This is a genomic window from Desulfobotulus sapovorans DSM 2055 (assembly GCF_059569355.1).
In genome coordinates this window covers 253947-280393 of record NZ_JCANVJ010000002.1, presented here as the reverse complement: position 1 = coordinate 280393, position 26447 = coordinate 253947, and the positions used below count along the sequence as shown (strand labels likewise).

20 protein-coding genes are annotated in these 26447 nt (G+C 53.3%); 7 read left to right on the top strand and 13 right to left on the bottom strand.

The window, feature by feature from the left end; all coding sequences use genetic code 11:
- The first annotated feature begins 157 nt into the window (after positions 1–157).
- Together cmoA and cmoB are read left to right on the top strand one after the other, a co-directional pair.
- Positions 158–904 carry a carboxy-S-adenosyl-L-methionine synthase CmoA gene (gene cmoA / locus BR04_RS03915; protein ID WP_496354685.1) on the top strand — a complete coding sequence of 249 codons (747 nt, stop codon included), beginning with the start codon at positions 158–160 and terminating at the stop codon, positions 902–904.
- Positions 892–1863 (top strand): tRNA 5-methoxyuridine(34)/uridine 5-oxyacetic acid(34) synthase CmoB, encoded by a 972-nt coding sequence (gene cmoB, locus BR04_RS03910; protein ID WP_496354684.1) that lies wholly within the window; start codon positions 892–894, stop codon positions 1861–1863. The genes cmoA and cmoB overlap by 13 nt, the downstream gene beginning before the upstream one ends.
- Positions 1864–1873: 10 nt before the next feature.
- Here cmoB and BR04_RS03905 read toward each other — a convergent pair whose 3' ends face one another.
- Complete coding sequence (locus tag BR04_RS03905) at positions 1874–2386, bottom strand: DOMON domain-containing protein (protein WP_496354683.1); 513 nt, start codon at positions 2384–2386, stop codon at positions 1874–1876.
- Between the two features lie 292 nt (positions 2387–2678).
- On the opposite strand from BR04_RS03905, the gene BR04_RS03900 reads away from it, so the two are divergent.
- The 3 genes from BR04_RS03900 to BR04_RS03890 are packed head-to-tail and all read left to right on the top strand — an operon-like array spanning position 2679 to position 6930.
- Complete coding sequence (locus BR04_RS03900) at positions 2679–4445, top strand: ATP-binding protein (protein ID WP_496354682.1); 1767 nt, start codon at positions 2679–2681, stop codon at positions 4443–4445.
- Positions 4442–4837: a response regulator gene (locus BR04_RS03895; protein WP_496354681.1), complete on the top strand. Its 396-nt coding sequence runs from the start codon at positions 4442–4444 to the stop codon at positions 4835–4837. The genes BR04_RS03900 and BR04_RS03895 overlap by 4 nt, the downstream gene beginning before the upstream one ends.
- The gene (locus tag BR04_RS03890) at positions 4834–6930 is read left to right on the top strand and encodes a response regulator (RefSeq protein ID WP_496354680.1); all 2097 of its coding nucleotides are present in this window, start codon (positions 4834–4836) and stop codon (positions 6928–6930) included. Before BR04_RS03895 ends, BR04_RS03890 begins: the two co-directional genes overlap by 4 nt.
- Here BR04_RS03890 and BR04_RS03885 read toward each other — a convergent pair.
- The 6 genes from BR04_RS03885 to BR04_RS03860 form a co-directional block, all read right to left on the bottom strand.
- The gene (locus BR04_RS03885) at positions 6821–8353 is read right to left on the bottom strand and encodes a histidine kinase dimerization/phospho-acceptor domain-containing protein (RefSeq protein WP_496354679.1); all 1533 of its coding nucleotides are present in this window, start codon (positions 8351–8353) and stop codon (positions 6821–6823) included. The genes BR04_RS03890 and BR04_RS03885 overlap by 110 nt on opposite strands.
- A gap of 184 nt (positions 8354–8537) precedes the next feature.
- On the bottom strand, positions 8538–11357 hold the full coding sequence (locus tag BR04_RS03880; RefSeq protein WP_496354678.1) for a response regulator: 2820 nt from the start codon (positions 11355–11357) through the stop codon (positions 8538–8540).
- Between the two features lie 58 nt (positions 11358–11415).
- Positions 11416–12711 (bottom strand): EAL domain-containing protein, encoded by a 1296-nt coding sequence (locus BR04_RS03875; RefSeq protein ID WP_496354677.1) that lies wholly within the window; start codon positions 12709–12711, stop codon positions 11416–11418.
- Complete coding sequence (locus tag BR04_RS03870; protein WP_496354676.1) at positions 12708–14816, bottom strand: methyl-accepting chemotaxis protein; 2109 nt, start codon at positions 14814–14816, stop codon at positions 12708–12710. Before BR04_RS03870 ends, BR04_RS03875 begins: the two co-directional genes overlap by 4 nt.
- A 179-nt stretch (positions 14817–14995) precedes the next feature.
- A complete protein-coding gene (locus BR04_RS03865; protein WP_496354675.1) occupies positions 14996–16069 on the bottom strand; it encodes a hypothetical protein in 1074 nt (357 codons plus the stop codon).
- 159 nt (positions 16070–16228) lie between these two features.
- Complete coding sequence (locus BR04_RS03860) at positions 16229–18223, bottom strand: GGDEF domain-containing protein (RefSeq protein ID WP_496354674.1); 1995 nt, start codon at positions 18221–18223, stop codon at positions 16229–16231.
- A 918-nt stretch (positions 18224–19141) separates the two neighbouring features.
- On the opposite strand from BR04_RS03860, the gene BR04_RS03855 reads away from it, so the two are divergent.
- Positions 19142–20938 (top strand): hypothetical protein, encoded by a 1797-nt coding sequence (locus BR04_RS03855; protein WP_496354673.1) that lies wholly within the window; start codon positions 19142–19144, stop codon positions 20936–20938.
- 121 nt (positions 20939–21059) lie between these two features.
- Here the strand turns inward: BR04_RS03855 and BR04_RS03850 are convergent, their stop codons facing one another.
- From BR04_RS03850 to BR04_RS03830, 5 genes are all read right to left on the bottom strand, one after another.
- A complete protein-coding gene (locus BR04_RS03850; RefSeq protein WP_496354672.1) occupies positions 21060–21803 on the bottom strand; it encodes an RNA 2'-phosphotransferase in 744 nt (247 codons plus the stop codon).
- Entirely contained in the window at positions 21790–23865 is a 2076-nt protein-coding gene (locus BR04_RS03845) for a SpoIIE family protein phosphatase (RefSeq protein WP_496354671.1), read from the bottom strand. The genes BR04_RS03850 and BR04_RS03845 overlap by 14 nt, the downstream gene beginning before the upstream one ends.
- A gap of 18 nt (positions 23866–23883) precedes the next feature.
- A complete protein-coding gene (locus BR04_RS03840; protein ID WP_496354670.1) occupies positions 23884–24306 on the bottom strand; it encodes an ATP-binding protein in 423 nt (140 codons plus the stop codon).
- A 10-nt stretch (positions 24307–24316) separates the two neighbouring features.
- Positions 24317–24649, bottom strand: coding sequence for an STAS domain-containing protein (locus BR04_RS03835; RefSeq protein WP_496354669.1), 333 nt, complete (start codon positions 24647–24649; stop codon positions 24317–24319).
- 107 nt (positions 24650–24756) lie between these two features.
- Positions 24757–25185 (bottom strand): cupin domain-containing protein, encoded by a 429-nt coding sequence (locus tag BR04_RS03830; RefSeq protein ID WP_496354668.1) that lies wholly within the window; start codon positions 25183–25185, stop codon positions 24757–24759.
- A gap of 91 nt (positions 25186–25276) precedes the next feature.
- Here BR04_RS03830 and BR04_RS03825 point away from each other — a divergent pair, with 91 nt between their 5' ends.
- Entirely contained in the window at positions 25277–25645 is a 369-nt protein-coding gene (locus tag BR04_RS03825) for a cupin domain-containing protein (protein ID WP_496354667.1), read from the top strand.
- Between the two features lie 29 nt (positions 25646–25674).
- On the opposite strand, the gene BR04_RS03820 is transcribed toward BR04_RS03825, so the two are convergent.
- Positions 25675–26418, bottom strand: a complete 744-nt coding sequence (locus BR04_RS03820; protein ID WP_496354666.1) for a M15 family metallopeptidase — start codon at positions 26416–26418, stop codon at positions 25675–25677.
- Positions 26419–26447: the final 29 nt, after the last annotated feature.

Here is a 26447-nt window from a genome sequence, read left to right as displayed (position 1 = left end):
GTCAAGGCGTGAGACAAGTGCCCGGCGATGCCGGTCTTCCCGAGGAGACTTCCTGAGGATGGCGCCCGGCACTGGGTGCTGGCGCATGGGAGCGACAGCTGAAGCAGCATGGCAATCAGATCATATTTTGGAAGATATGAAAAACAGGATAGCGGATATGGGGACAGACAGAATTTTTACATCGGAAGAGGCTTGTGCCTCTCCTTTTTCTTTTAATGCCAGTGTGGCGGCGGTTTTTGACGATATGCTGCACCGCTCCGTGCCCCTGTATCAGGAGGCCCTGTCCCGTCAGATCCAGCTGACCCGTCGTTTTTATCAGCCCGGCACCCTGATTTATGATCTGGGTTCCTCCCATGGCAACTTTGGTGTGGGATTTCTTGAAGCCGCAGGGGATCTGGATTTTTCCATGGTGGCTGTGGACAGTTCCTCGCCCATGCTGGAAATCTATGAAAAACGGCTTTCCGTACGCAGGGGAAGGGAGCGTATCCGCCTCTGCTGTGAGGACATTGGCGTTTTTCCCCTGGAAAGGGCTTCTGTCGTGGTGATGAACCTTACCCTGCAATTCCTTCCCCTGCACCTGCGTGATGATCTGATCCGGAACATCTTCAAGGCCCTTGTACCGGGCGGAATTCTTCTGCTCACGGAAAAGGTGATTCACAGGGAAGCCTTTCTTTCTGCCCTACAGCAGGAAATCTACTATGGTTTCAAGGCGGCCAACGGGTATTCGGCTCTGGAAATCAGCCGGAAAAGGGAGGCTCTCGAGAATGTTCTGGTTCCGGAAACCCTGGAAGCCCATCTGAAACGTCTGGAAGCAGCAGGATTTTCCATGGTGGAGATGTACCTGAAGTGGTTTCACTTCACCAGTTTTCTGGCGGTAAAGGAGGGGGCTGTATGCGCAGGCTGATGCTGGAAGCAGAACGGGTGGGGCTTGGGGTCTATGGTACGGCTCTTTTATCTCTGGTGGCGGATCTGGAAACCCGGCTCGCAGCGTCGGATGCCCAGGCCCGTATGCTGCGGGAAGCCTTTGATTCCCTTCCCGACGTCAGTCCTTCGATTCTGGATCTGGATGGCGACTGTGTCCGTGTGGGCAAAAGAGAAGACATGGGAGAGCAGGAACATCTGGCCTTTTATACGGTTCTGAAGGCCCTGATTCCCTGGCGTAAGGGGCCTTTTTACCTTTTTGGTGTGGATGTGGATACGGAATGGCGATCCTTCATGAAGTGGCGGCGTGTACGGCCTTCCATGCCCTGTCTTGAAGGAAAGCGGATTCTCGATATTGGTGCCAGCAATGGATATTATCTCTTCCGTATGGCAGATCAGAACCCCGCCTTTGCTCTGGGAGTGGAACCGTTTCTGCCCTATTATTATCAGTTTCAGCTGATCCAGCGTTACGCGGCCCATCCCGATCTTTTCATGTTGCCCGCAGGTTTTGAGGAACTTCCGGACATGAGGGCTTTCTTTGATGTGATTTTCTGCATGGGAGTTCTGTATCACAGGAAATCTCCTGTCACCTTTTTGCAGGATGTGCGCCGCTACATGAAGACAGGCGCGGAGCTTGTACTGGAAACCCTTGTCATTGAAGGGGAGTTTCCCTTTTGTCTTACTCCGGCGGGCCGGTATGCCAAGATGCGGAATATCTATTTTCTGCCTACGGTGTCCTGCCTTTCCCGCTGGCTGGGACATGCGGGGTTCGGGGAGGTGCGCTGTGTGGATCTGGCCTTTACCACCACGGAGGAACAGCGCCGTACGGACTGGGCCTTTGATGAATCCCTTGCGGATTTTCTTGATCCGGCAGACAGCGGGAGAACCGTGGAAGGGGAGCCTGCCCCCCTGCGGGCGGTGCTGCTGGCAAGGGCCGTATGAGATTTTTCCGTTATACGGATGAAAAGGCGGGAAAGCATGCGGGCTGATGAAAGTCCGGACTTTTTCCTCCCATGGCATGGGCGCAGAGATAGCGACGTTTCTCCCCGGTACCGTGGATGGCAAAGGCATTGGCCCGGATACAGGACAGGGGCAGCCATTTCCGGAGAATCCGGGCCTCTCCCCACCAGCGTTTTTCATCTCTTTCCACCCTGAAGTCCATGGGCAGATGGGCTGTTTCCACGCAGCGCACATCTGAAAGTTTCAGCACCAGATAATGGCCGTAGGGCCCCATCTCAATCTCCAGGTAGTCTCCCCCCTCTCCAACGAGAAACAGTTCCACCACCTCATACTCCCAGAGCCTGTCCGTGCTGCCCGCCTGTTGCGGGGGAGGCGGATCTCCGTGAAAGGGGGCTTCAACGGAAAGTTTCAGGCTGTCGCCATGGATCAACAGCCGGATGCGGATCTGTTCTTCCGGAAGAAGGGCCTCTCCTTTCCAGGTATGGGCAATGATCCATTCCCTCATGGTGTTTCCTTTTTTTTCAGAGCAGACGGGGTGGCAGAGTGATGGGCTGCGATCCTTGAGGTCAGGACGCAGGGCACGGTGGCAGCCGCTTTTCAGCTTCCGGGGGGCCGGGACATGGGGAAGGCGCCCGCCACATGGCGGGAAATAGAGCATATTCCAGATGATGGGGCAAGGCCGGAAGAATTTTTCTTTCTTCTTTTCTCAAGGGTCTTTATACTTTTTTTCATATTTTTTTCCGCGTTCTACAGTCCGTTCGCATTGCAGGCGTGATCCAGGGAATTCAGGAGGCCATATGCACGACATCCCGGTATCCAGAAAGGTTTCCGATGGAGGAAAACGGACAGGAGACCCGTTGAGGGTCTTGATTCTGTGTCTTCTGTTTTTTCATGGGGGAGCCGGAATGGCGCTGTCCCAAAGCCTGGAGCTGAAGGTGGGCGTTTATGAGAATCCGCCCAAGGTTTTTATGGACAGCTCTGGAAAGGCTGCGGGGATTTTTATTGATATTCTTGAATACATTGCGAAAAATGAAGGCTGGCATCTGGTGTATGTCCCCGGAACCTGGGCCGAGGGGCTGCAGGGGCTGGAGTCGGGAGAAATTGACCTCATGCCTGACGTGGCCCTGACATCAGAACGGGAGACGCTCTTTACCTTCCATAAGGTGCCTGTCATGTCTTCCTGGTTTCAGATTTTTACGGCAAGGGGCAGTCCGATCAAAAGCCTTCCGGATCTTTCGGGAAAACGTATCGCGCTTCTGGAACGCTCCGTGCAGGAAAGGGCCTTCCGTCAGCTTGCCGATGGTGCAGATATCGAAATGGAGCTGGTATCCTTTCCCGATTATACGGGTATTTTCGAGGCCGTAGCAGCGGGCACTGCGGATGCGGCCATTGCCAACAATTTTTTAGTGCTGAGTGCGCGACAGCACGGGCTTCAGGATACCAGCATCCTTTTCAGTCCCTCCAACCTTTATTATGCGGCCTCTCCGGGAGATCGAAGGGGGCTTTTGCCCCTTATCGATACCCACCTTCTGCTTCTCAAGGAAAACCACCAGTCCGTTTATTATCAGAGTCTGAAACACTGGTCTTCGGAGCGTGTGAATTTTGTTTTTCCCGCCTGGGCCAGGGTGCTTGGATTTGTGACCGGACTGATTCTTGTGTTCAGCCTTGCAGGGGCGTTCATCCTGAAACGTCAGGTCAACGCCCGGACACGGGAACTTTTTTTCAGAAACCGGCAGCTCAACATCATGTACGAGGAGGTCAAGGGCCGGAAACTGGCTTTGCAGGAGATGAACGCCAGTCTGGAAACCCGGGTGAAGGAGCGCACGGAAGAGCTTCAGGTGGCCAAGGAAAGGGCCGAATCCGCAGACCGCTTGAAATCCGCCTTTCTGGCCAGCATGTCCCATGAGCTTCGAACCCCCCTCAACTCCATCATTGGTTTCACCGGTATTCTCTTGCAGGAACTTCCCGGCCCCCTGAACGAAGAACAGCAGAAACAGATGCGCATGGTACAGGTCAGCGCCCGCCATCTGCTGGCTCTCATCAATGATGTGCTGGATATCTCGAAAATTGAGGCCGGAGAACTGCGGCTGTCCCATTCGTTTTTTGACCTGCCCGCATCCCTTGAAAAGATGGTGCGTGTCATCTCTCCCCTTGCGGAAAAAAAGAACCTGGATCTGCGGGTGAAGATTGCAGAAGATGTGGGCGAGGTCGGTACGGATCAGCGTCGTATGGAGCAGATCCTTCTCAATCTGCTCAGCAATGCCGTGAAATTTACGGACAAGGGGTTTGTGGAGGTTGTTTGCAGAATGGATGGGCAGCACTGCGTCGTTTCTGTTCAGGATACGGGAATCGGCCTGAAGGAAGAGGACATTCCCCGGTTGTTTGCGCCCTTTTATCAGACGGATACGGGGCTTGCCCGCAAGCATGAAGGCACGGGACTTGGGCTTTTCATCTGCCGTAAACTGATGGACATGATGGGGGGGACGCTTTCCGTGGAAAGCTGTCCAGGCCAGGGCAGTACCTTTACAGTGCGGTTTCCGAAACGGACGGGAGGCATGCCATGAGTACCACCCTTCTCATTATCGAAGACAACGAACACAATTTTTACATGATGCGTTTTCTTCTGGAAAAAAGGGGATTCCGGGTCATCGGTGCGGAAAACGGACGCAAGGGCATCGCCGAGGCCCTCAGGCATCAGCCGGGAGCCATTCTTCTCGATATCCAGCTGCCGGAAATGGACGGATATGCCGTGGCCGAAGCCCTCAGAAAACATGAGAAGCTTGCGGATACGCCCATTATTTCCGTCACCTCCTATGCCATGGTGGGCGACCGGGAGCGTATTCTTGCTTCCGGTGCAACGGGGTATATCGAAAAGCCCATTGATCCGGAGACCTTTGTGGATGAAATTATAAGCTATCTGAACGGGGATCAGGGGCAGGGCGGGGAGGAAACATGAACATTCTTATTGTGGATGATTATCCGGACAATCTCTTTGTGCTTGCCACCCTGATGAAGGCCTATGGCCACAGAGTCCTTGAGGCGGGCAATGGTGCACAGGCCCTGGAAATTCTCGAAAAAGAGACGGTGGATCTCATTATCAGCGATATTCTCATGCCGGTGATGGATGGTTTTCAGCTCTGCCGGAAGGTAAAGGGGGATGAACGTCTGGCCGCCATTCCCTTTATTATTTATACGGCAACCTACACGGGGCCTGAAGACGAGGTTTTTGCCCTGAAAATCGGGGCGGATCGTTTTATTGAAAAGCCCTGCGAACCCCAGGAGATGATGGCGGCGGTGTGTGCCCTTACGGACGGGCAGGCTTCAGGCGAAAAGGCTTCAAAACCGGCCCCTGCCGAGGAAGGAGAGGTTTTCAGGCTGTACAGCGAACGTCTGGTAAAAAAACTGGAGCAGAAAATGCTTCAGCTGGAAAAGGAGCTGGCTTTGCGTGAGGCCACGGAAAGGGCCCTTCGGGAGAGTGAACAGCGCCTCATGATGGCCCAGCGTATTGCAAAAATGGGGGATCTTGTCTGGGATATGGAAACGGGAGGACTTGTCTGGTCTGAGCCCCTGTACGAACTTTTAGGCCATGAAAAAACCGATGCTTTTGACTGTGACAGAATGTTTGGGGAGGTGGTGCATCCGGAGGATACGATGGAAGTCCGGGGCTGGGTGGAGAAAGGGCTGGCTCTGGATCAGGAACATCTTCCGGCCCATGTCCACCGTGTGCTGAAAAAAGACGGAAGTTTTCTCCATGTCCGCAGCATGGGGAAGGTACAGCACCGGGAGGGAAAGGCCCCCCTGTTTTTTGCCACCTTGCAGGATATCAGTGAAGAAAAAAGGTCTGAGACCGAAAGGGAAAAGCTTCAGGCCCAGCTCCTTCAGGCCCAGAAAATGGAATCCATCGGACGCCTTGCCGGAGGGGTTGCCCATGATTTCAACAATATGCTGGGGATTATCATGGGATATACGGATCTGGCCCTGATCTCCCTGGAGCCGGGAAATCCCCTGGTTCAGAAGCTGGAGGAAATCCAGAATGCAGCCATGCGCTCCGCAGACCTTACCCGTCAGCTTCTGGCCTTTGCCCGCAAACAGACGGTCTCGCCCAGAGTGATTCACATCAACACGGTGATCAGCTCCATGCTCAAGATGATGCGCCGTCTTCTCGGAGAAGATATCATTCTGGACTGGTTTCCCGGAGACAATCTGTGGCCTGTCATGCTGGATCCTTCCCAGATGGATCAGATTCTTGCCAATCTTTGCGTGAATGCACGGGACGCCATTGCGGGTACGGGCAGAATTGTGATCGAGACCTGCAATCTGAACCGCGATCAGGGGGATAGGGGGGCTTCTTCCCTGCTGCCTGCCGGAGACTTTGTACTGCTCAGGGTGAGGGACAATGGATGTGGCATGGATGCAGAAACACTGGGAAAAATTTTTGATCCCTTTTTTACGACCAAAGCGCCACATAAGGGAACGGGACTGGGGCTGGCAACGGTGTACGGGATTGTGAAGCAGAATAAAGGGTTCATTCAGGTGGAAAGCAGACCGGACGAGGGGGCGGATTTTCACATCTGGCTTCCCCGCCATACGGGAGGGACGGATCTCCATGAAAAGGTCTTAAACCGGCAGGATGAGGCCAGGGCCAGGGGCATGATTCTTCTGGTGGAAGATGAGAAGTCTTTTCTCGAGATTACCCGATCCATGCTGAAAAACCAGGGTTACACGGTGCTGGCCGCCAGCAGTCCGGAAGAGGCCCTTACCCTGGCGCGGGAGAATGCGGTGGATCTGCTGGTTACGGATGTCATCATGCCGGAGATGGGGGGGGAGGATCTGGCAGAGCGTGTCTCTGTCCTTCATCCTGGCATGAAATGTCTTTTCATGTCCGGGTTTACACGGGACATCCTGAGCCGGCAGCCGTCCGGTGAAAGGGAGCCGTTTTTTATTCAGAAACCCTTTTCCATGCAGGAGCTGATGGGGAAGATCCGTTTTCTTCTGGCTGATGAGGAGACGGCTGTCTGTCCAGGGCCGCAAGATCCAGAAGGTCGTTGAGCAGGTTCATGAGGGTGCTTCCGGCCAGATACACTTTTTTCAGATAGTCCTCCTGCTCGGTGCTGAGTTCTGTTGTAAGGCAGAGTTCGGTGAAGCCCAGGACAGTGTTCATGGGTGTACGGATTTCATGGTGCATGTTGGCAAGAAAGGTGCTTTTGGCAAGGCTGGCGGCTTCCGCCTTCTGTGCCAGAAGATTGGTCTGGACAATGGCTTTTTGCAGCAGGGCATTGCTGCTCCGGAGTTCCGCCTCTGCGGTTTTAAGGGCCGTGATATCGGCAAGGCTGATCAGAACATGCTCCCTTTCATCCAGAAAAAGGGGGGCGGCACTGATGTTGAAAAAGAAGGTTTCTTCCTTCCCCTGCACCAGAAGACGATGTCTGGCTTCCACATCCCGGATTTCCTTTTTCCCTTCCAGCACACATTCAAAAACGGCACGGATGCGGCATTGGGAACAGTGGACTGTATCTGCATATCCGCAGCCTTTTTCTGTTTCCAGGGCATGAATGCAGTGCAGGACGTCTCCGGGCTGCATGAAAAGGAAGGGGGAAAGATCCTTTTGCAGCATTTTTCCGATCACAGGATTGGTGCGGCAAACTTCTCCCCTTTCATTTAGCAGCACCATGCCCGTGGGCATGGTTTCAAAGATGGCCTGAAGATTGGCCCGCCTTTTTTCCAGGGTAAGATACTCCTGCCATCTTTTTTCAGCCGCATGTTTTCGGGCTTTCTGGGTCAGGAAGAAGAGGAAAATGCCCAGGGCAGTCCCCAGGAAAGTGGAGAGCAGTGCACTGCCATGCAGGATACGGGTAATATTCCGGTTTTTTTGTGTCATGGCTGATGTGTTGGCGATGTTGTTGTCTGTCAGGGCGTCAAAGATAAGGGTGACGGCATTGGAAAGGGGAAGGGCCTCACGGATGAGGGCCGTATACCGGGCATGGAGCTTTTCGTTCTGATCCCTGTCTCTGGTGTGAACCAGTTCCCTGACGACCTGATCCATTTTTCTGTGAATCTCGCGCCAGGCACCGTAGGCCACCACCGTCTCTTCCATCAGCTCTTTTCCCCTCTGTGACTGTCTGGGGATGGCGAGCAGGTCTGTCCATGCCGCGTCAATCTGTTTCCAGGATTCCTGCTGATGCTGCCGGATGGCATCATAGGCTTCCGGGGATGCGTTCTGATGCTGGAGGAGGGCAATGGCAAAGACGTCTCCCCGGATGGCCATGCGCTGCTGATTCAGGGTGGAGAGGGCACGCAGATCCGGGATACGTTTTTCTCCCAGATTTTGCAGTTCGGCCTGAAGGATTTGTACGGCAAGATATCCGCCGATACTCACAAGGAATACGATCCCGATCATGGTCATGAAAGCTGCGGTGGTTTTTTTCCCCGTAGTCCACAGACCATGCCTTTTGTGAGCAGGATCTCTTGTCATGGTTCCGCACTCCTTTTGTGCTGAATTGTTGAAGCCCTCAGGAACGGTATAACCATGGGGCTGGCAGGTGGCTGAGCATGGTTCTCTTATACCACAATGGAAAACAATCCGGTAAGTTGTTTTCAGGATAGGGATCTGCCAGTTCCTCCTGTTTCATGGGAAAAAAATCATATTGGTAAAGCCTTCAGTTTTTTGGCGGATCCAGCCATTTTCTGAGACGGGAGAAAAGATCTTTCGGGTTGATGGGCTTCACAATGTAATCGCTCATTCCTGAAGCGAGGGCGAGTTCCCGGTCGTCCAGCATGGCATTGGCCGTGAGGGCAAAGATTGGCAGCCTGGTAAAATCAGGATGCTGCCGGATAATCCGTGTCGCCTCATACCCATCAAGAACAGGCATCTGAATATCCATGAGAACACAGGCGTAGTAGTCTGGCGGATGCTGAAAAATCATCTCAATGGCCTCCTGACCATCCTGGACTGTCTCCACAAGAGCACCCGCCTGATGCAGAAGCTCGTTTGCGACAAACTGGTTGATCTCATTGTCTTCGGCAAGGAGGATTCTTGCTCCTTTCAAGGAGATGAAATCTTTGGGGATGAGATCCATCCTGCGGCGGGAGAGAAAACGTTCATTTTCAGGAAAACCCATTGTTTCCATAATAATGTCAAAAAGATACGAAGATGTAACGGGTTTTGAGATAAAGGCTGAGATCCCCACTGCATGGCCCTGAAGAAGAACTTCATGCCCCACGAAAGCCGAGGTGAGGAGCAGTTTGGGGAGGGGATGAAGGGCCGGATTCTCCTGGATTTTTTTTACAGTTTCGAGACCGTTCAGTCCGGGCATTCTGTAATCGAGTATCACAAGATCAAAGGGAGGATCCGTTCTTGTCAGTGCTTCAAGGGCCGCTTCACCCGAAGAAACGGTTGTCACATGGAAGCTCAGGGCCTCAAGATACTGCTGGAAGATTTTTCGGGCTGTGGGGTTGTCGTCTGCCACAAGAATCCGGAAGCCCTGAAGATGGGAGGGCGGCAGGAGGAACCCCTCTTCTTTTGCCTGCTGTTTTGGAAATTCACAGTGAATCATGAAGGTGCTGCCCTGTTCGGGCTGACTTTCCACACGGATCTCTCCGCCCATGAGCTGGATCAGCTGTCGGGTGATGCTGAGGCCAAGTCCGGTTCCGCCGAATCTGCGGCTGATCGTGGTATCCGCCTGGGAAAAGGCTTCAAAAATACGTTCCTTTTGCTCCGGACTCATTCCAATCCCCGTGTCCTTCACAACAATGAAGAGGGATGCGGATTCATGGGTCTGCCAGAGACATTCGATGCGTACCAGGATCTCGCCGGAGGGGGTAAATTTGATGGCATTGTGGATGAGATTGGTGAGAATCTGTCCAAGACGCAGGGGATCTCCCATCAGATGGCAGGGGGTGTCCACATGGCGCCAGAACAGCAGCTCGACCCCTTTTTTCTTTGCGGTTTCAGAAAAGAGGGAACGCAGCCGTTCGAGGACATCATCCAGATGGAAAGGAACGGTTTCCAGCACCATTTCTCCGGCCTCGATTTTTGAGATGTCCAGAATATCGTTGAGAATCCCCAGGAGGGATCTGGCTGAACTGTGGATTTTTTCAAGATAGTCCTGCTGGAGGGGGGGAAGATCCGTTCTGAGACAGAGTTCGGAAAGACCGATGATACCGTTCATGGGGGTACGGATTTCATGGCTCATATTGGCGAGGAAGGTGCTTTTGGCAATGTTGGCTGTTTCAGCCCTGGCGGCAAGGAGATGGCTGTGGGCAATGCTTTTTTCCAGCATGGTGTTGCTGCTTCTCAGTTCCGCCTCTGCGGCCTTGTGTGCCGTGATATCGAAAAGGCTCAGAAGAACATGATCCCTGTCGTCCAGAAAAAGAGGTGCGGCACTGACCTGGAAAAAAAAGGTTTTCGGCTCTTCGTTGACAAGAAGGATATGACGGCTTTCCACGTCATGGACTTCTTTTCGGGTCTGAAGGACACATTCGAGAACCGCACGGATACGGCACTCCGAACAGATGGAACCCTCCCCATTGCCGCATCCCTTTTTTCCATGCACGGCATACATGCAGTGAAGCAGGTCTCCCGTCTGCTGATGGAGAAAGCCGGAAAGGGTCTTCTTCACCATATCTTCAATGATGGCGTTGAACCTTCTCACCTCTCCCCTGTCGTCGAGAAGGATCATGCCCACGGGTATGGTGTCAAAGATGGCCTGAAGATTGGCGCGTCTTCTTTCCAGAATCTGGTGTTCCCGCCAGCGCCTTCGGGCAGCTTCCTGCCGAATCCTGTGATTAAAAAAGAAAAGGGAAATGGCAAGAACGGCTCCCATGAAAAGGGAAAGAAGGGCGCCCCTGTGGAGCAGATGGGCAATCCAGAGAGTCTTTTCTGTCATGGCCGATGTATTGGCGATATTGTTGTCCGTCAGGGCATCCAGTGTGAAGGCCATGCTTCTGGAAACGGGCAGGGCCTCATCCAGAAGGGCCGCATACTGCGCATGCCGTATTCTGCGCTGTTCGGGATCCGGCTCCCCGGCGAGTTGCTTCAGGATGGCATCCATGCGGTGGTGAATTTGTCGCCAGGCTCCATAGCGGATTTCCGCTTCCTCCATGAGGATCTTTCCCCGGTCAGACTGCCGGGGAGTGGCCAGCAATGCCTCCCAGGCCTTGTCAATGCGTCGCCATGCCTCCTGCTGTTCTTCACGGATTGCCGCATAGACCTCGGGGACGGTGTCATGGTGACGCTGGAGGGCAATGGCAAGGCTGTTTCCACGGATGGTCATACGCTGCTGGTTCAGCACGGCAAGGGCTTTCAGATCCGGAATACGGTTTTTTCCGAGATTCTGGAGTTCTGTCTGGAGTGTGGAGACGGCAAGGTATCCTGTGACACCCACCGTAAGAACAATTCCCACCATGGCTGCAAAGGAGACGGTTGTTTTTTTCCCCGTGTTCCACAACGCTGGCATTTTTACGATGGAAAGACGCATGTTTCATTTCCTTATGTTCAGGTTTTCCATGAATCCGGTGCTGTATTCTGGCAGGGATTCAGGGGGAGGCCTGGAGCCAGGATTCCCTGACATCACAGCAGAGTACAATGCTGTATCCCGCTTTCAGGGTACGGATCTGCTGGGAGAGGGTGACACAGAGTCCGTCCTGAAGAAAGGAGCGGTAAGGCCGGGTGCGGCAGATGACACCGGGATGGTTCAGGGCATTTTTGAGAAAGGGTTTATGGACATTGTCCCTTCCTTTTCCCGGGGTAAAAGGCAGAAAATAGGGGTCTGTGATGTCAGGAGTGAAGGGCGAAAAAAGCGGAGGCTCCAGAAGATGCCCTTCGGAGGTGAGACAGAAGCAGCGCAGGACATCCGGGTGGGCCATCAGTTCATCGCTTGCCTGGGGCAGGGGCAGTCCCTTTGAAATTTTTGTGCCTGCTTTCTGAAAGGCCTCTCCCAGCAGACTGTATTTTTCCCTGGCTTCTTTTTCTTTACGGATCAGGTTTTTATGATGGTTTCTGTAAAGATCACTCCAGCTGGCAAACTGGAGACCCGGCTGCGCTGAGGGGCGGCCAAAATAATAGCCCTGAACCAGATCGGCCTGGGCTTCCAGGGCAATGATGGCTTCCTCTTCATTTTCGACCCCCTCCACCAGCACCAGGGTTCCACTTTCCTGTAACAGGGAAACAATGCCGCAGAAGGTATGACGGATGCGGGGATTCTCCGAAGCGTTGTGGATGAGATTTCTGTCCAGTTTTACAATATGGGGGGAAAGACGCCATACCCGGTCAAAGTGGGATTGGCCTGTACCAAAATCATCAATGGCGATACCACAGCCGATTTCCCGGTAAAAGGCGATGGCATTTTCCAGAAGCAGGGGATCTTCTACGGGATGCTCCATCACCTCCAGCAGAATCCGGCTGGGGTCAAGTCCCATATCCGTGATGACTTTTTGAAAGAAGACCCCATAACTGCGACCATAAATGGCCACCTCATGGGCAAGATTCAGGGACAGCCAGAGATCCTTTCTTTTCAGGAGTAAAAAATTTCTGGCATGGAGCAGGCGGCAGATGCGGTCTGCCAGTACGATGCGCTGCCTGTCTTTTCCCGAGAAAAGCTGGGGTGGGGGCAGAAAGTTTCCCTGGCTGTCCTGAACCCGCACCAGGGCCTCAACCCCCACACACTGCTGATGGGCAGGGCTGTAGATGGGTTGAAAGACCGAGGAAAGGCGGAGTCCTTCAAAAAGGGCGAACCAGCGGCCCTGAAGTTCGAAGAGATGGTGCTGGATGTCTGTGGTTTCAAGGGTGTCCGGTGAGGGATCGGGGGTATCCAGTCTGACGATGCTGTTCATTGCAGGCGCCTCCCCTCAGATGCGGTTTTAAAACGTCCGACCATGGTTCTCACCGCCACAGCCAGAAGGGAAAGCCCTTCCGCTTCTTCCCGAACCTTGCGGCTGGTGCTTTCCATACGACTGACGGCTTCATCCACCTCATGCATGTCCCGGCTGACCCCATTGACCTGCCGGGCTGCGGAGGCGAGACGCCCATTCACTTCGCCAATACCCGAAGCGGCCTCTCCGATGTTGGAGGCCACTTCGCGCATGGACAGGGTCTGTTCTTCAACGGCTGCGGCGATGCTGCCTACTATTTCTTCAATGGCAGTAATCACTTCCGTGATTCCCATGATTTCCTGACCGGAATCCTCGCTGTTCTTCTGAATTTCTTCGATGCGCATCTTGATTTCCTGGGTGGATTCGCCGGTCTGACGGGCCAGCTCCTTGATTTCATTGGCCACAACGGCAAAGCCCCGACCGGCTTCCCCGGCCCTTGCCGCTTCAATGGTGGCATTCAGGGCCAGAAGATTGATCTGGGCGGAAATGGCTTCAATGGCTTCCGTCACCTTGTCGATGCTGCGGGCGGACAGGCCGAGATTTTCCATGCGCTGGGAGGCGGAAGCGCCCCTCCGGGCAGCCTGCTCCGCAATGATTCTTGCCTGGGATGCGTTCTTGGAAATTTCTGAAATGCTGGCGGTCATTTCGTCACTGGCTGCGGCCACCGCATCGAGATTGCCCGAAGCCTGGGCCATGGCCGCAGCAATGGCCTGCATATCCATGCTGGTCTCGCTTACCGCTTTGCCTGTATTTCGGGAAAGGATATGGGTTCTGCGGCTTTCTTCATCCATGGATATGGAAAGGGCGGTCAGGCCACGGGCTGACGTATTCAGGGTTTCCGCCTTCAGGGCGATCTGGGCAATGATCTGGCGGATATTTTCGGCAAAACGATTGAACCAGCCCGCCATTTCGCCCATTTCATCCCGGGAGTGTACGACAAGTCTCCGGGTAAGATCGCCCTCACCTTCGGCGATATTCTGTAGCAGAAGAGAGGTCTGGCGGATGGGCGATGTGATGATTCTGATGGTGAAAAAGCTGAGAAAGACAGCCAGCAGAATGCCACCTGTGGCCAGTCTGAGGAGGGTTTTCAAGGTGTTTTCCACAAGGCTGCGGGTTTTTCTTCCTCCATCCATGGCCTCAAGACGGGCCTGAGACGCAATCTGGGTCACCATGGTCTCCAGCTCCCTGTAGGCCAGATCCTGAGTGTGGCTGGCTTCCGCAGCCTGCTCCCGTGCCGTGACAAGTGCCTGAATGGCTTTGACGTTGGCTTCCATGGAGGCCATGGCACTGCGGAGCTGCTTCAGATTCTGGGGCTGGCGTGTGACATCAAGGAGGGCCCCTGTTTTCTGATGGAGGGTCTGAGTATCCTGGAGAAGACGGGTGAGGGTGGCTGTATCCCGTATGCTTTCGGCTTCCCAGAGGGCCTGATAAATGGCCCTGCCTTCCGAAAGAATATCACTGCCGGCCTGGATCCGTTCATGGCGTATCTGAAGTTCTTCTTCCGAGGCCAGGTTGAGTCCTGAGCCCAGCATGGCTTTTCCCTCAAAAGCCGCCCGGAGCTGCCGGGTCATGGCCTCTTTCTGCATCCTGTTATAGGCTGTGATGCTTTCTATAAAAAGAGAGGCAGCCTTTTTGACGACCTTATGGTTTTCAAGAATGTGATCACCGGCATTGCGGGATTCGTGGAGGATTTTCAGATACTGGGACAGGATGGTTTCCATCCGTTTCAATTGTTGTGCAAATTCAGCCATGCCTTCCTGATCGGCCATTTTTTTTCCCTGCTGAATTTTTTCCATGCAGCGTTCAGCAGATGTCAGGGCCTTCTCCCAGAAAAGGGACTCGAGGTTCTGGGCATAGGCGGCCATAAAGTAGCCTGTTTCGCCTGCGTCCTGATAGATGGCATTGGCAAAGGCCCACTGGGGAAGATTCTGTCCTACCAGCTCTTCTGCATTGCCGCGGATGTGTCTGAGATGCAGATAGGCGGCGCTGCCCATCATGAGAACAATGGCCGTCAGGAGGCCGAATCCCGCAAGCAGTCTTGTACGCAAGGTCATTCTGTTCCACATGGCTTTTTCCTCCAGGTGCGTTTCATCCGATGATTGCTGCCCCCGAAGGATCCCTTAGCAATAAATGTTCCATCTTTTATAAGGCCGGAATATGAGGGAAGCATACAGAACTGTATGCTTCCGGGTGTCCGTTTTCTTTTCAGGGTGTCCGTTTTGTACTGTGCGGGTCAGACAGTCTGTCAGGTGGTCTGCGGATGCGTCTTCCTGCTGAAGAGAGCGATGAGCAGGAGGGCTATGCCCATACCGATACCGCCAAGGAAGAGGGGGATTTTTGCGGCATGGTCAACAATGCTGCGGGTGGCTTTGCCTCCTGCCATGGCCTGATCGTGGGCTTCGGAGGAAAGGGCTTCGGCATGGGCAAGGAGGCGTGTATAGGCATGCTGACGTGTTCTGGTGGCATTTTCAGCAATCTGACGGGTACGAACCAGGCCTTCCACAGCGGAAATATTGGATTCCAGCGCCACCATGGCACTGCGCAGCTGCTTGAGATTCTGGGGCTGCCGCGTGACACCAAGAAGGTGGGCCATGCTTTGCCGGAGATCCTGAATTCTGGGAAGAAGGGCGTTGAGGGCGGCCTCATCCGTGTTGGCCTCAGCCTCCCAGAGTTCCGCGTACAGTCCGTTACCGTTGGCGAGAATGCGGCTGCCTGCCTGAATCCGCTCATGGCGGATGGTCAGTTCTTCCGGGCTTCCCAGGTTGAGCCCGAACCGTACCATGCTCTGCTCTCTGCTGAAAGCCGCTTCCAGCTGCCTTTCCATTTCATGCTGCTGCATGGTGTTGTAGGCCTCGATATTTTCAATGAAAAGATCGGCAGAGCGTCTGACGGCCCTGCGGTGTTCGGCAATCCCTTCTACCGCAAGCCGGGATTTCTGCATGATGGCCTGATAGTGGGAAAGGGTCGTCTCCATTTCCTGAAGCTGCTGGCCAAGGGAGACCCTGTTTTTTTGTGTCGCCATGTTCCGGGCTTTGCGGATAGTGTCCATGCAGTGTTCCGATGCGGTTCTGGCCCCATCCCAGAATTTCTGATCCGGCCTTTTCTCGTAGCTTGCCATGAGATAGCCCATTTCTCCCACGGCCCTGTGGATGCTGTCCGCCAGGATCCACTGGGGAAGACTCTCATTTATCAGGTTTTCCGCATGGGTTCGGATCTGCCGGATTCCGAGAAAATTTCCGATAGCCATGGCAAGGAGAAGAAGGGCCAGAATATAAAGGCCGGTGCTGTTCTTTTGCTGTAGTTTCACGGGGTCTGTCATCCTGGCGTCTCCCTTGCGATGTAAACGTCCTGAAAAGTCCTGGAAGATGCTGCTTGAAAAAGAGTATAGCAAAAAATGTTCCATTCCTTATGAAACCCGTCATTCCAACGCCTGGGTGAGGGAACGCTTAAGGCTGAACGGGCAGATTTTTTTCTCTCTTCAGGGGGGCAATGCGGGAGGGCTGTCTTGCTCCCCGATCCGGCAGACCCGGTTTCTGCCTGATGTTTTGGCGATGTACAGCCCCTTGTCTGCGGTACGGATCAGGGCTTCCGCTGTGCTGGCATCCTGGGGAGAGACCGCAAGCCCGATGGAAATCGTGATGGGGACAGGGGTGCCATCTGCAAGGCGGGTCGGGGAATTGCAGGTTTCCTCCCGTAGCCGCTCCGCACGGAGGCAGGCACTTTCGAGGCAGAGTCCCGGCATGACAATGAGAAACTCTTCTCCGCCAATACGACAGACCACATCCTCGCTTCTCACATGCTGTTTCATCAGCTTGCCAAGGTGAATCAGCACAGCATCCCCCGCATCATGACCATGGGTATCATTGACCTTTTTGAAATGATCGGCATCAAGCAGCAGGACAGAAAGGCATCGGCCTTCCCGCGAACACCGGGAAAATTCCCGGCGCAGGGTTTCTTCCATATATCTGCGGTTGTAAAGGCCCGTCAGGGCATCGGTGATGGATTCCTTTTTCAGTCTCTGCATGAGGGAAAGGGTCGTCAGACCGGCACTGAGATGCTCTGCCACGTTTCGGGCCAGCGCCTTTCGAACGGCCATTTTCTGGCCCATGAGCAGGCCGGAGTAACCAGGACGTATGAGGAGCAGGGCCTGATGTCCTTCGGGGGGCTGGATGGGGATGCAGAGATCCCCTTTCACCTCTTTGCAAAAGGGATAGAGGCTGTCCGGTTCCGGCGGTTTTTTCCCCCATCCCCCTCTGCCGAGGAGTTCTTTTTTTTCATCAAACAGCACAAGGGAACCTGAGTCCGATGGGAAGAGCTGGCCGCAGACTCCCAGCACCCCATGCATGGCTTCGTGGGTGCTGCCTGCATTTTTCAGCCCTTCGGCAAGAAGACTGAGCTGGGTGATCTTCAGGGTCTGACGTTCCAGTGTATCAATCTGGGTGTGGAGGATAATGAGAATCAGGATACCTGCCAGAGCCATGGGGATGATCAGTTTTGTAAAATTTTCTGCAATGACGCGGGTTCGATTGCCCCCGTAGAGCGCCTTTTCATGGGCGCGATCTGAAATTTCGCTGGAAAGGAACAAGAGTTTTTCGTAGGCCGCATTGTGTGCAAGGTACACTTTTTCTGCGGAGTCCATCGCCATGACAAGTCTCTGGATATCGCTGGCATTGTTTTTCAGGGCCGCCATGGCCGCCTGAAGCTGGCGGAGATTGGCGGGCTGTCGCGTTTCCTTCAGGAGATCCTGTAGGGCATTGCGGGTAATTTCAATATCCATCAGAAGATCCGGAACATGGGTGATTTTTCTCTGAATATCCGTCTGTATGAGATTTTCATAAATCTGACGTCCCCTGTTCAGGATCCGGGTACCGGACTGGAGTCTGTGCTGGCGTATTTTCAGTTCTTCTTCCGTGGCGAGGTTCAGGCCACTGCGGATCAGGGGAGGGCCGTGAAAAGCGGCGGTGATCTGCAACATCATATCCTCCTGCTGCATCTCCATATACGCCTGCATGTTTTCCATAAAAATTCTGGAAGCTTCCTGAACGGAACGGCGGTTTTCAAGGATGGCTTCCGATGTCTTCCGGGAGGCCATCAGGGCGTCATGATAATTTTCAAGGTGGGCCTTCATTTCAAGCAGTTCCTGCTGAAAGGCAGGCAGGGTCCTTTCCGCAGCCAGCCTGTTGCCTGTTTCGATGGTGTGGGCACAGCTTTCCATGGAAAGACGGGCCTTTTCCCACCAGAGGATGTCCAGATTAAAGCCATAACCCAGCATGAAATACCCCATCCGGGCCACTTCCTGATGGAGTTCATGGGCAAGGGCCCATTCCGGGAGACTCTGGTGGATGAGGCTTTCCGCATGGTTTTTGATGGTGAAAAAATTGAAAAGGGCCACCCCGCCCACCGTGAAGGCAATCAGACTGAAGGCGACAAGGGCTGTGAGGATGTTTCGTGTGCGTAGGGAAAAGGGGGACATGGGTGGCTCCTTCCGGGAAGACATCCGAAGGTTCCGTCAGGAAAATCCTGACCGGACGTATGGGAAGAAACCAAGCAAAAAATATTCCATAACAAACGTTCAATTATCTGATTAGCATCTTGTTTCAGTTATCGTTTCCATGCGTCATTTTGGGGACGATGGGCTTTACGCTGTAAAGGTAATTTTTCACTTTTCATGGGATGGGCATGAAGGAAAGGCAACCAGCTGAGAGGGCGTGGTTGAGTCAGGGAAATGATCAGATTCAATTGTGTACGATAAAAAACTTGCTGTAGAAATTTTTGTATGCTAAGGGATGCATACTGTTTTGTTATGTTCGAATGGGAAAAGATAATTTCTTCTCGCTATATTATATTGTGCGGGGGGAGATTTTTTTATTATTCAGCTGGATGTTTTTTTGTGTGAGCTATCAGACATTATAAAAATTATTTATCATATAAGATATTTATGCTTTTTATTTTTCAATTTTAAAGCAGTTTTTTAAGATTGTTTTTTTTGTTTTCTGATTGCCGAAATGACTCAGCTATGCAGTCGCAGATTTTGTCCATGCAGCATTAAACCCATCGTTCCCGCGCTGGAATATGGGATCGATAGCTGAACCAAGATGGTAATCAGTTTTTGTTTTATCCGGAGTTGGTGTTTTCCATGTATTTTTTTACTTTGCCTGAGACAATTGTTCGCATGGTAAATATTTAAAATACATAAAAGTACGCATTGTATACAATTGAAACAAGGGTCTTATTTGTGAGCTTTTGTCATTTGTGAGTACAGAAGTGCATATTTGCGTTATCGAGCCTCTTTGCAAAAGAGGATTCTTTCATTGGCTGTTTTTTAAAAAAGGGACTGTACGGTCATATGGTTCAGGAACAAACAGCCCCAGTAACAGAAAGGAATTTTTTCATGCAACAGTCGTTCAGACAATTTTTTATTCTACTTTCCATCGCCTTGCTGTTTTCATCCCTGTTCGGGTGCAACGGAGGCAGTTCAGGAGGCAGCTCCGGTACGAATCCTCCTGCATCCGGTCAGCAGATGCTTTCAGGGACGGCAGCTTCCGGAGCTGCCATCATCGGCACCGTTACCATCAAGGACAGCTCCGTTCCGCCTCAGGTGAAAACCGAGAAGATCAAGGCAGATGGTGCCTATCAGATTGATGTTACGGGGATGACACCTCCCTTTCTTCTGAAAGCTGACGGAACTGTGGGGGGACGGGGTGCCCGCTATCATTCTGCAGCCACGGCAGGCGATATCAACGGCACCATCAATATCACCCCCTTTACAGATCTCATCCTCAGCAATGTGGCCCGGCAGCTGGCGGAAAATCTGTTTGATAATTATAACCCTGAAAAAGACAAAACAGAGATTTCAAAGGACAATCTTAATGCACAGATTGCCCAGCTTCAGCACAAACTGCGGCCTATTCTGGAAAGTGCCGGGCTGGATGCTTCCATCGACCTGCTCCGGGGGTCGTTTACGCCCAACCATAAAGGGCTGGATGCGGTGCTGGATGCCATTGAGGTGGTTCCTCCCGGACAGGGGCAGAAGATTTTTACGCTGATCAACCGCATGACCAAGGAGAAAATTCAGGATGATATCGGCGGAGAGGAGCCTTCCAGCACTATTTTTCCTCCTCCCCCTCCAGGCCAGGGGCCGAATGCGGCTGGAGAAATTCTTCTGGGTGCCCGGCAGCTTCTGGATTCCCTTAACAAAATTTTTAAAAACGGGCTTCCTAAGGAGGATGATCCTGCGCTTCTGGCGCTTCTTGGCGATGACCTCATGGATGACGGCAGGGACAAAGAAAAATTTGCCAGTGACTGGGCCCAGCAGCCTATGCTCATTGGCATGAAAGCGTCTTCGTCAAGGCTTGTGAAATGGAATCCCGAGACAAAAATCGCAACCATCATGATGGACGTAACACTTACAAATGGAATGATCTTTACTTTTGATAACCGGATCAAAAAATCCGGCACCATATGGCAGAACCTGGGCAACGGACGCATTCTTGAAGTTGAAATTGAAACCAAGGCGGTGTGGGATCAGGTCAGTAACCGCTCTGAATCCGGTCTTGATCTCGGTTTCTGGGATAGAGAAGGTGTGGCCCGTGACCGTAAGCTTGCGTATATTCTCTTTACAGGCCCCGGTATTCCGGAACTCAGACTGGAACGCTGTACCCAGGATCAGATGGGATTCTGCGTTGTCGGTATGCCCGCTGCTTTTTATCAGAACCGTATGGACAGTTTTATTTTCCGGGAAGTGGATGGGCTGGACATTACAGAAATGGAAAAGCATGCTGTTCTGCGCTATACGGCAAAGCTTTATACAGAAAATGCTGTCCTCATGGATACCTATGAAATGGGTGTTTCCAAGGCACCGGTGCGTCTTGCGGATATCCAGAAAAATGCAGAAAAATATTTTGCAAAGATCACCAAACCTTCCCTTGGGGATCTTGAAAACTATACCGGCGGCAATACCGAGGTTAGCTGGACAAAGCCGGAAGCTCCGACAAACCGTTTTACGGTTGATCTGTGCTGGTATTACACTGGTGGGAATGACAGTATCGATGCGGATGTCAGCGGAGAAAAAACATCGGCTGTCCTGCCGGTAGAGGAGAATCCGAATATCAGCAGGGTTTGGATTGAAGTTGAGTACATGGATGCATTTTTCCGGGAATTTGAAACCAGGCTGGATACCCAGCGCTAAATTGGAAGACCTGGGGCAGAGTATTCAGAGTATTTTTAAATGTCCATCGCTGGAGCCACGGGATCGATTTCCATGGTTTCCTTCGAAAATAGGTTGTGTGTTCTGAGGTTGCGGGGCAGGGTCAGGGTTCAAAATCCTGACCCTGTCTGCGCAGCCTTTTTTTATTGTGCTTCCAGGAGTCTTTTTTGTTTTTTGCGTATCTGGACGCTGCCTTTTCCTCTTCACTGCGCAATAAAAAGCTGCCGGGTGTAAAGGCTTGCTTTTCCAGTGGTGCCGGAGTTTTGGGGCGGGCTTTGGGTTTTTTCTCTTCTTTGGGAAGGGGAGGGCCCATGACAAGGGAAGGCGGCAGTTCTGAAACGGAAAAGAGCTGTTCTCCATGGCACAGGAAGACAATCCCGGCTTCATGGGCCTTTTCCGTGTGGATCTTGAGGAGGACGGGTTTGGGATCTTTCCGTTTGCCCATGCGCAGGGCAAGATCCGCATCCTGGGTCAGAAGAAGGGGCTGTTCCGGTGAAGATTTGAGTCCCTTTTCATGAACATGGGGCCAGGCCCTGCTGCGGATACAGATATGGAGTATTTTGGGAAGCCTGGAGCCAGACGCCTGCACAGAAGAGAGAAAACGCTCCCGTGCCCGGATCTGATCCTTTTCCATTTCAAGGGGAGAGGTATCCCTGTTGCAGCAGATGTCCACAAGATCCGCCTCCCGTACTCCCCTGTACTCCGGCATTTCGGCCAGAGCCTGAAGCAGGGTTTTCATCCGGATCCAGCCTTCGGCATCGGGCAGCAGTCCCTGACTGTCCGGATTGCGTCCCAGAAGGGTGGCAAGCATTCTGCCAAGGGGTTTCAGTTTTTTATCCCGCTGCATGGTGGCTTTCCCGGGGCGGCTGTCCCGATGCATCCGGTGTTTCTGCGTAGCGCAGGCAGAGCATGGTGATATCATCGGAAGGTTCCGCTTCCCCCACATGGAGGGCCACATCTTCTTGGACGGCTTTCAGAATGGCCCTGGGGTCTTGTCCATTGAGGGAACGGAGGGTTTCCAGAAGGCGGGGATCGGAGTAAAGCATCTGCTCCGTGTTCATGGCTTCTGTCACGCCGTCGGTGTAGAGAAACAGGGTATCGCCGGGTTCAAGGCGGGTTTCAAGGAGGGTGTAGGGCATATCCTCCATGGCGCCCACAAGGGGGCCGCTGCGGCCTGTCATGAAAAGGGGGGGCTTTCCGGAAGCCATGAGTACGGGGGGGTTGTGTCCACCGTTGGCATAGAAAAGCATACCGGTTTTGAGGTCAAGAACACCGATAAAGAGGGTGACAAACATGGAGTTGGGATTGCTGGAGGCCAGATCATTGTTCATGGAGGCCATGATCTCTGCGGGATTGCTTTCCCGGACAGCAGCGGCCCGGAGCAGGGTGCGGCTGACAGCCATGAAAAGAGAGGCCGGAACCCCCTTGCCGGAAACATCCCCTATGGCAAAACAGAAGTGGCTGTCATCCATGAAAAAGAAATCATAGAGATCGCCTCCCACTTCCCGTGCAGGTTCGAGGCTGGCATAAAGGTCAAACTCGTCATGATGGGGAAAGGGGGGGAAGGTTTTGGGCAGAAGGCCAAGCTGGATTTCCCGGGCAACACTGAGTTCGCCTTCCATTCTTTCATTTGTGGCTGTAGTTTCAATGAGGGAGCGGATATTGTCCCGCAACGATCCTTCCATGAAGATGAGGGCTTTTGCCAGTCGGCCCACCTCATCGTTATAGCGGGCTGGCAGATGCCGTATGCTGTCGCAGCTTTCCCCGGTGGAGGTAAAGTCGGTTTCCGGAAGGGCCTGGGCATAGGACGCCAGGGTATTGAGGGGACGGGTCATGCGGATGGAGAGCCAGAGTCCCAGTGCGAGACTGATGAGAAAGAGGGTGGCGATGATGAGGCTCAGGCGTTGGACAAGATTTTTTGCCGGAGCATGGATTTCGTCCACATAGGCGATGGCTGCCACATACCAGCCCATGGTTTTGAAATAGGTGCATAAAATTTCACGTTCCCGCACTGTGCCTGTGGGGTCGGGGAGCATGAGGGTGATGGCTTCCCGGCTGCGGGATGCGGCGAGGATCTGGAGTTCCTCAAGGAGGCTTCTGCCGGTTTCAGGATGACGGGTGTGCAGCAGATCCAGATTTTCGTGTTCCGGGTGGATGAGCATCCTGCCCTGAGTGTCAAAGAGCAGCATGTATCCGGATCGGGCAATGCGGATTTTGTCAAAATTGGCCTTGAGGGTGTGGAGGAGTTCCTCTTTTTTACGGTTTCCTTCCAGCTCCAGGGCTTCAATATCCGCAGTGGCTCCGATGATCCAGTCCATGGCAGGATAATGCACAAACCATCCAAATTTTTTCAGGGGCTGGCCATCGGGAGTGAGAGTCCAGAAAAAGGTGGTACTGGCCCTGCCCAGACGCCTGGCCTCTTCCCGTACCGTATCGGCCAGAGGCAGTCCTTTGATATCCTGAAGGAGGTTGAGGTTTTTCCCCCGGATACGGGCATCGGGATGGGCCAGAAGAACCCCCTGTGCATCAAAAACCAGAAATTCCGTTCCTTCCACGGAAGCCAGGCCGCTGATCCACTGGAGGGTGCGTTTGCGGGTCTTTTCCTGATCTGGAAGGGAAGACGGGGATGCGGCAAAGAGGGCATCCAGCCCTTTTCCTGCAACCAGTACCATGCCTTCCAGGATGCGGCGATGGGCCATCACCGCATCCACACGGCTGTAAAGAAGGTGGCTGTATCCGCTCCGGATGTTCAGCTCCGCAAGTTCCAGGACGTTGCGGGCACTGCGCTGTTCCGCAGCGGACATGGCCATGGAGACATCTTTATGGGTGAAGTAGAGAACAAGGCCCGCCACAAGAGCCAGCATGAGACTGATGAGAAGACAGATTCTGGTTTTTAATGAATTGAGCATGAGCACAGACTTACCCCGTCAGTCCGGATTCTGGAAAGAAGTCCTGCGAAAGCCCATGCGCAGGACATTTTTGCCTTCTTCCCTGTGGTAATGAACCGTATCCGTAAATTTACGGATAAAATGAATGCCCAGTCCTCCGATATCCCTCTCTTCGATACCAAGGCTGGTGTCGGGTTCCGGGAGGGAGAGGACATTAAAGGCAGCCCCTGCATCGGAAAGGGCAACAACAAAGAGATCCGTTTCCGTACCAAAGGCCACTTCGGCAAAGCCGGAGCCTCCCGGATAGGCATAGGAGCAGATGTTGACAAAGGCTTCTTCCAGAACAAGGGCAAGTTTTGTGCACTTACCGGGGTCAAGGCCAGCGGCTTCGGCCCCTTCTTCCGTAAAGCGCAGGACGGTTTCAAGCATATCCAGACGGGCTTCTACCTGGAGTTTTTTCATGGCAACCGCCTTACTTAAGGCCTGAAAGCGCGGCCTCAATGGAATCAAACATGCTGAAAATAGCCCCGAATCCGGAAATATCAAAGACTTCCCGGACCGTGCCGGTGACATTGGCCATCACCATCCGTCCCCCTTTGCCTTTCAGGGTCTTGGCCGTCGCCAGAATGACCCGGAGTCCTGCACTGCTGATGTATTCAAGGCTTTGAAAATCGAGAACAAAGAGAGATTCCTGTTCAAGAAGGGCTTTCATGCTGTTTTCGTAGGCCGGAGCGGTAACGGCGTCGATTCTTCCCTGTACGGAGACAACAATGGCCGCATTTTCTTTTCTGCTTGTGATTTCCATGTCAAGATTTCCTCATGAAGTCTGAAGTCGGGTAGGGTGAGCAGGGGTTTCCGTAAGGGTCAGAGTATGTCATGTCAACGGAGAGCCTGCCAGTTTTTTTTTTGCCTTTAGTCCTGTAGTACCGTGATGGGGGTAGCCGCTGTTCCGGCATAAAAAACGATGATGTGGGCCGGGCTGTCTCCCACGGTCTCTCCCCAGTGCCAGGTGTTAACCACTTCGACAATGGCTTCTCCGGCATGGAGATCCAGCACCTTTCCGTCTTTCGTGTGTACCCTGAGCTGGCCTGTGAGCAGAACCCCCGCATTGATGACCGGATGTTCATGGACAGCCAGTTTCTGGCCTGCGGGAATGGTGATGCTGAGGATGCGGACTTCCGGTTGCCCTTCGGGGTAGGAAGGCAGGATCGCTCCATCCCAGCTTTTTTCGGTTCTGGCCAGTTCCTTGACCAGAACACCCGCTTCCTTGGCGGAGACGGTGCTGCTGAGGCTGAGAAGAAGGAAGCCTGCAAGAAGCAGGGACGTAAAACGTGTTTTCATGGCGAGGATATCCTTTTCAGAGTTTAAGGGGAAACAATGCGTCGGACAATGTCCGTGGGATGCGCAAGGCAAATCATAAGGAGGGCAGTCTATGAAAGAGCAGGTGTTAACGACAACGGAAGCCAGGGCCTTTTACACGGAAGAGCGTTGCTGGATCGAGGAACTTTCCAACAGCCCTGCGGATCCGGCCCTTTCCATTGCCAGAGTACGGGTCGAAGCGGGTATCGCCACCCAGAAACACAGACTGAAAAATACGGCGGAGCGGTATCTTATCCTTTCAGGCCGTGGCCGGATGGAAGTGGGCGCGCTGGCACCGCAGAACGTGGGGCCGGGAGATGTGGTGCTCATCCCGCCGGACTGTCCCCAGCGTATTGTCAATGAGGGGCGGGAAGATCTGGTATTTCTGGTTTTCTGCACGCCCCGTTTTCTGCCTGAAGTCTATGAAAATCTGGAATCCTGAGTTTCATGGAAATCGGGTCTTCCTTATCCCTACTTCACGACAAAGTCAAAATAGGTATCGGGAAAGGGCTCGTTTTTCAGGGTGAAATGCCACCATTCCTTGTCGTAATGGCGGAATCCATGTTTTTCCATAAGGGTTTTCAGCAGCAGGCGGTAGGCCCTCTGCGGCTCTGAAAGGGCCGGATTTTCGGGATGGGAAAGCGTGTGGAAGCAGTCAAAGCCCGTTCCCATATCAAGGCCGTTGTCCCTGAAGCGTTCTGTTGCCGGAAGAAAGCAGGCTTTCTGCTCCGTTTTTCCTAGGATAAAGGCTGGCTGGGGTCTGGGGGGCAGGGCCACAATGGTGAGATCCACGGTGCTGCCCCGGCTGTGGCCCGAACGGCTGGCGATGTAGCCGTCCCGGAAAAGGTGGCGTTTGTCCACGGTGGGGTAGAATTCCGTCCGGGTTTGGGTGGCATTCAGATCTTCGGCCCAGCGCACAAAATGATTCACTGCCCGCTGGGGCCGGTAACAGTCATAAATTTTAAGCCCGAATCCAAAGGGTTTGAGATCGGCCTCAACTCCGGAAAGGGCATGGGCCGCCTCCCGGGTGAGATAGCACTTTGCCGCTTCATAGCCCTCCACCTTTGCACCCACAAAATTGTGCTCCGTGGCATAGCGGATGTCCATGAGCGCATCGGGGATCACTTCCCGGATTTCCACAAAGGACTCCGGAATGTCCGAGGCAGGGGCTGTGGCGGCAGCGAGCAGCAGAAGAAGGGTGAGAAGGCCTTTCATGGAGACTCTCCTTATCGTTGGGGGCGCTG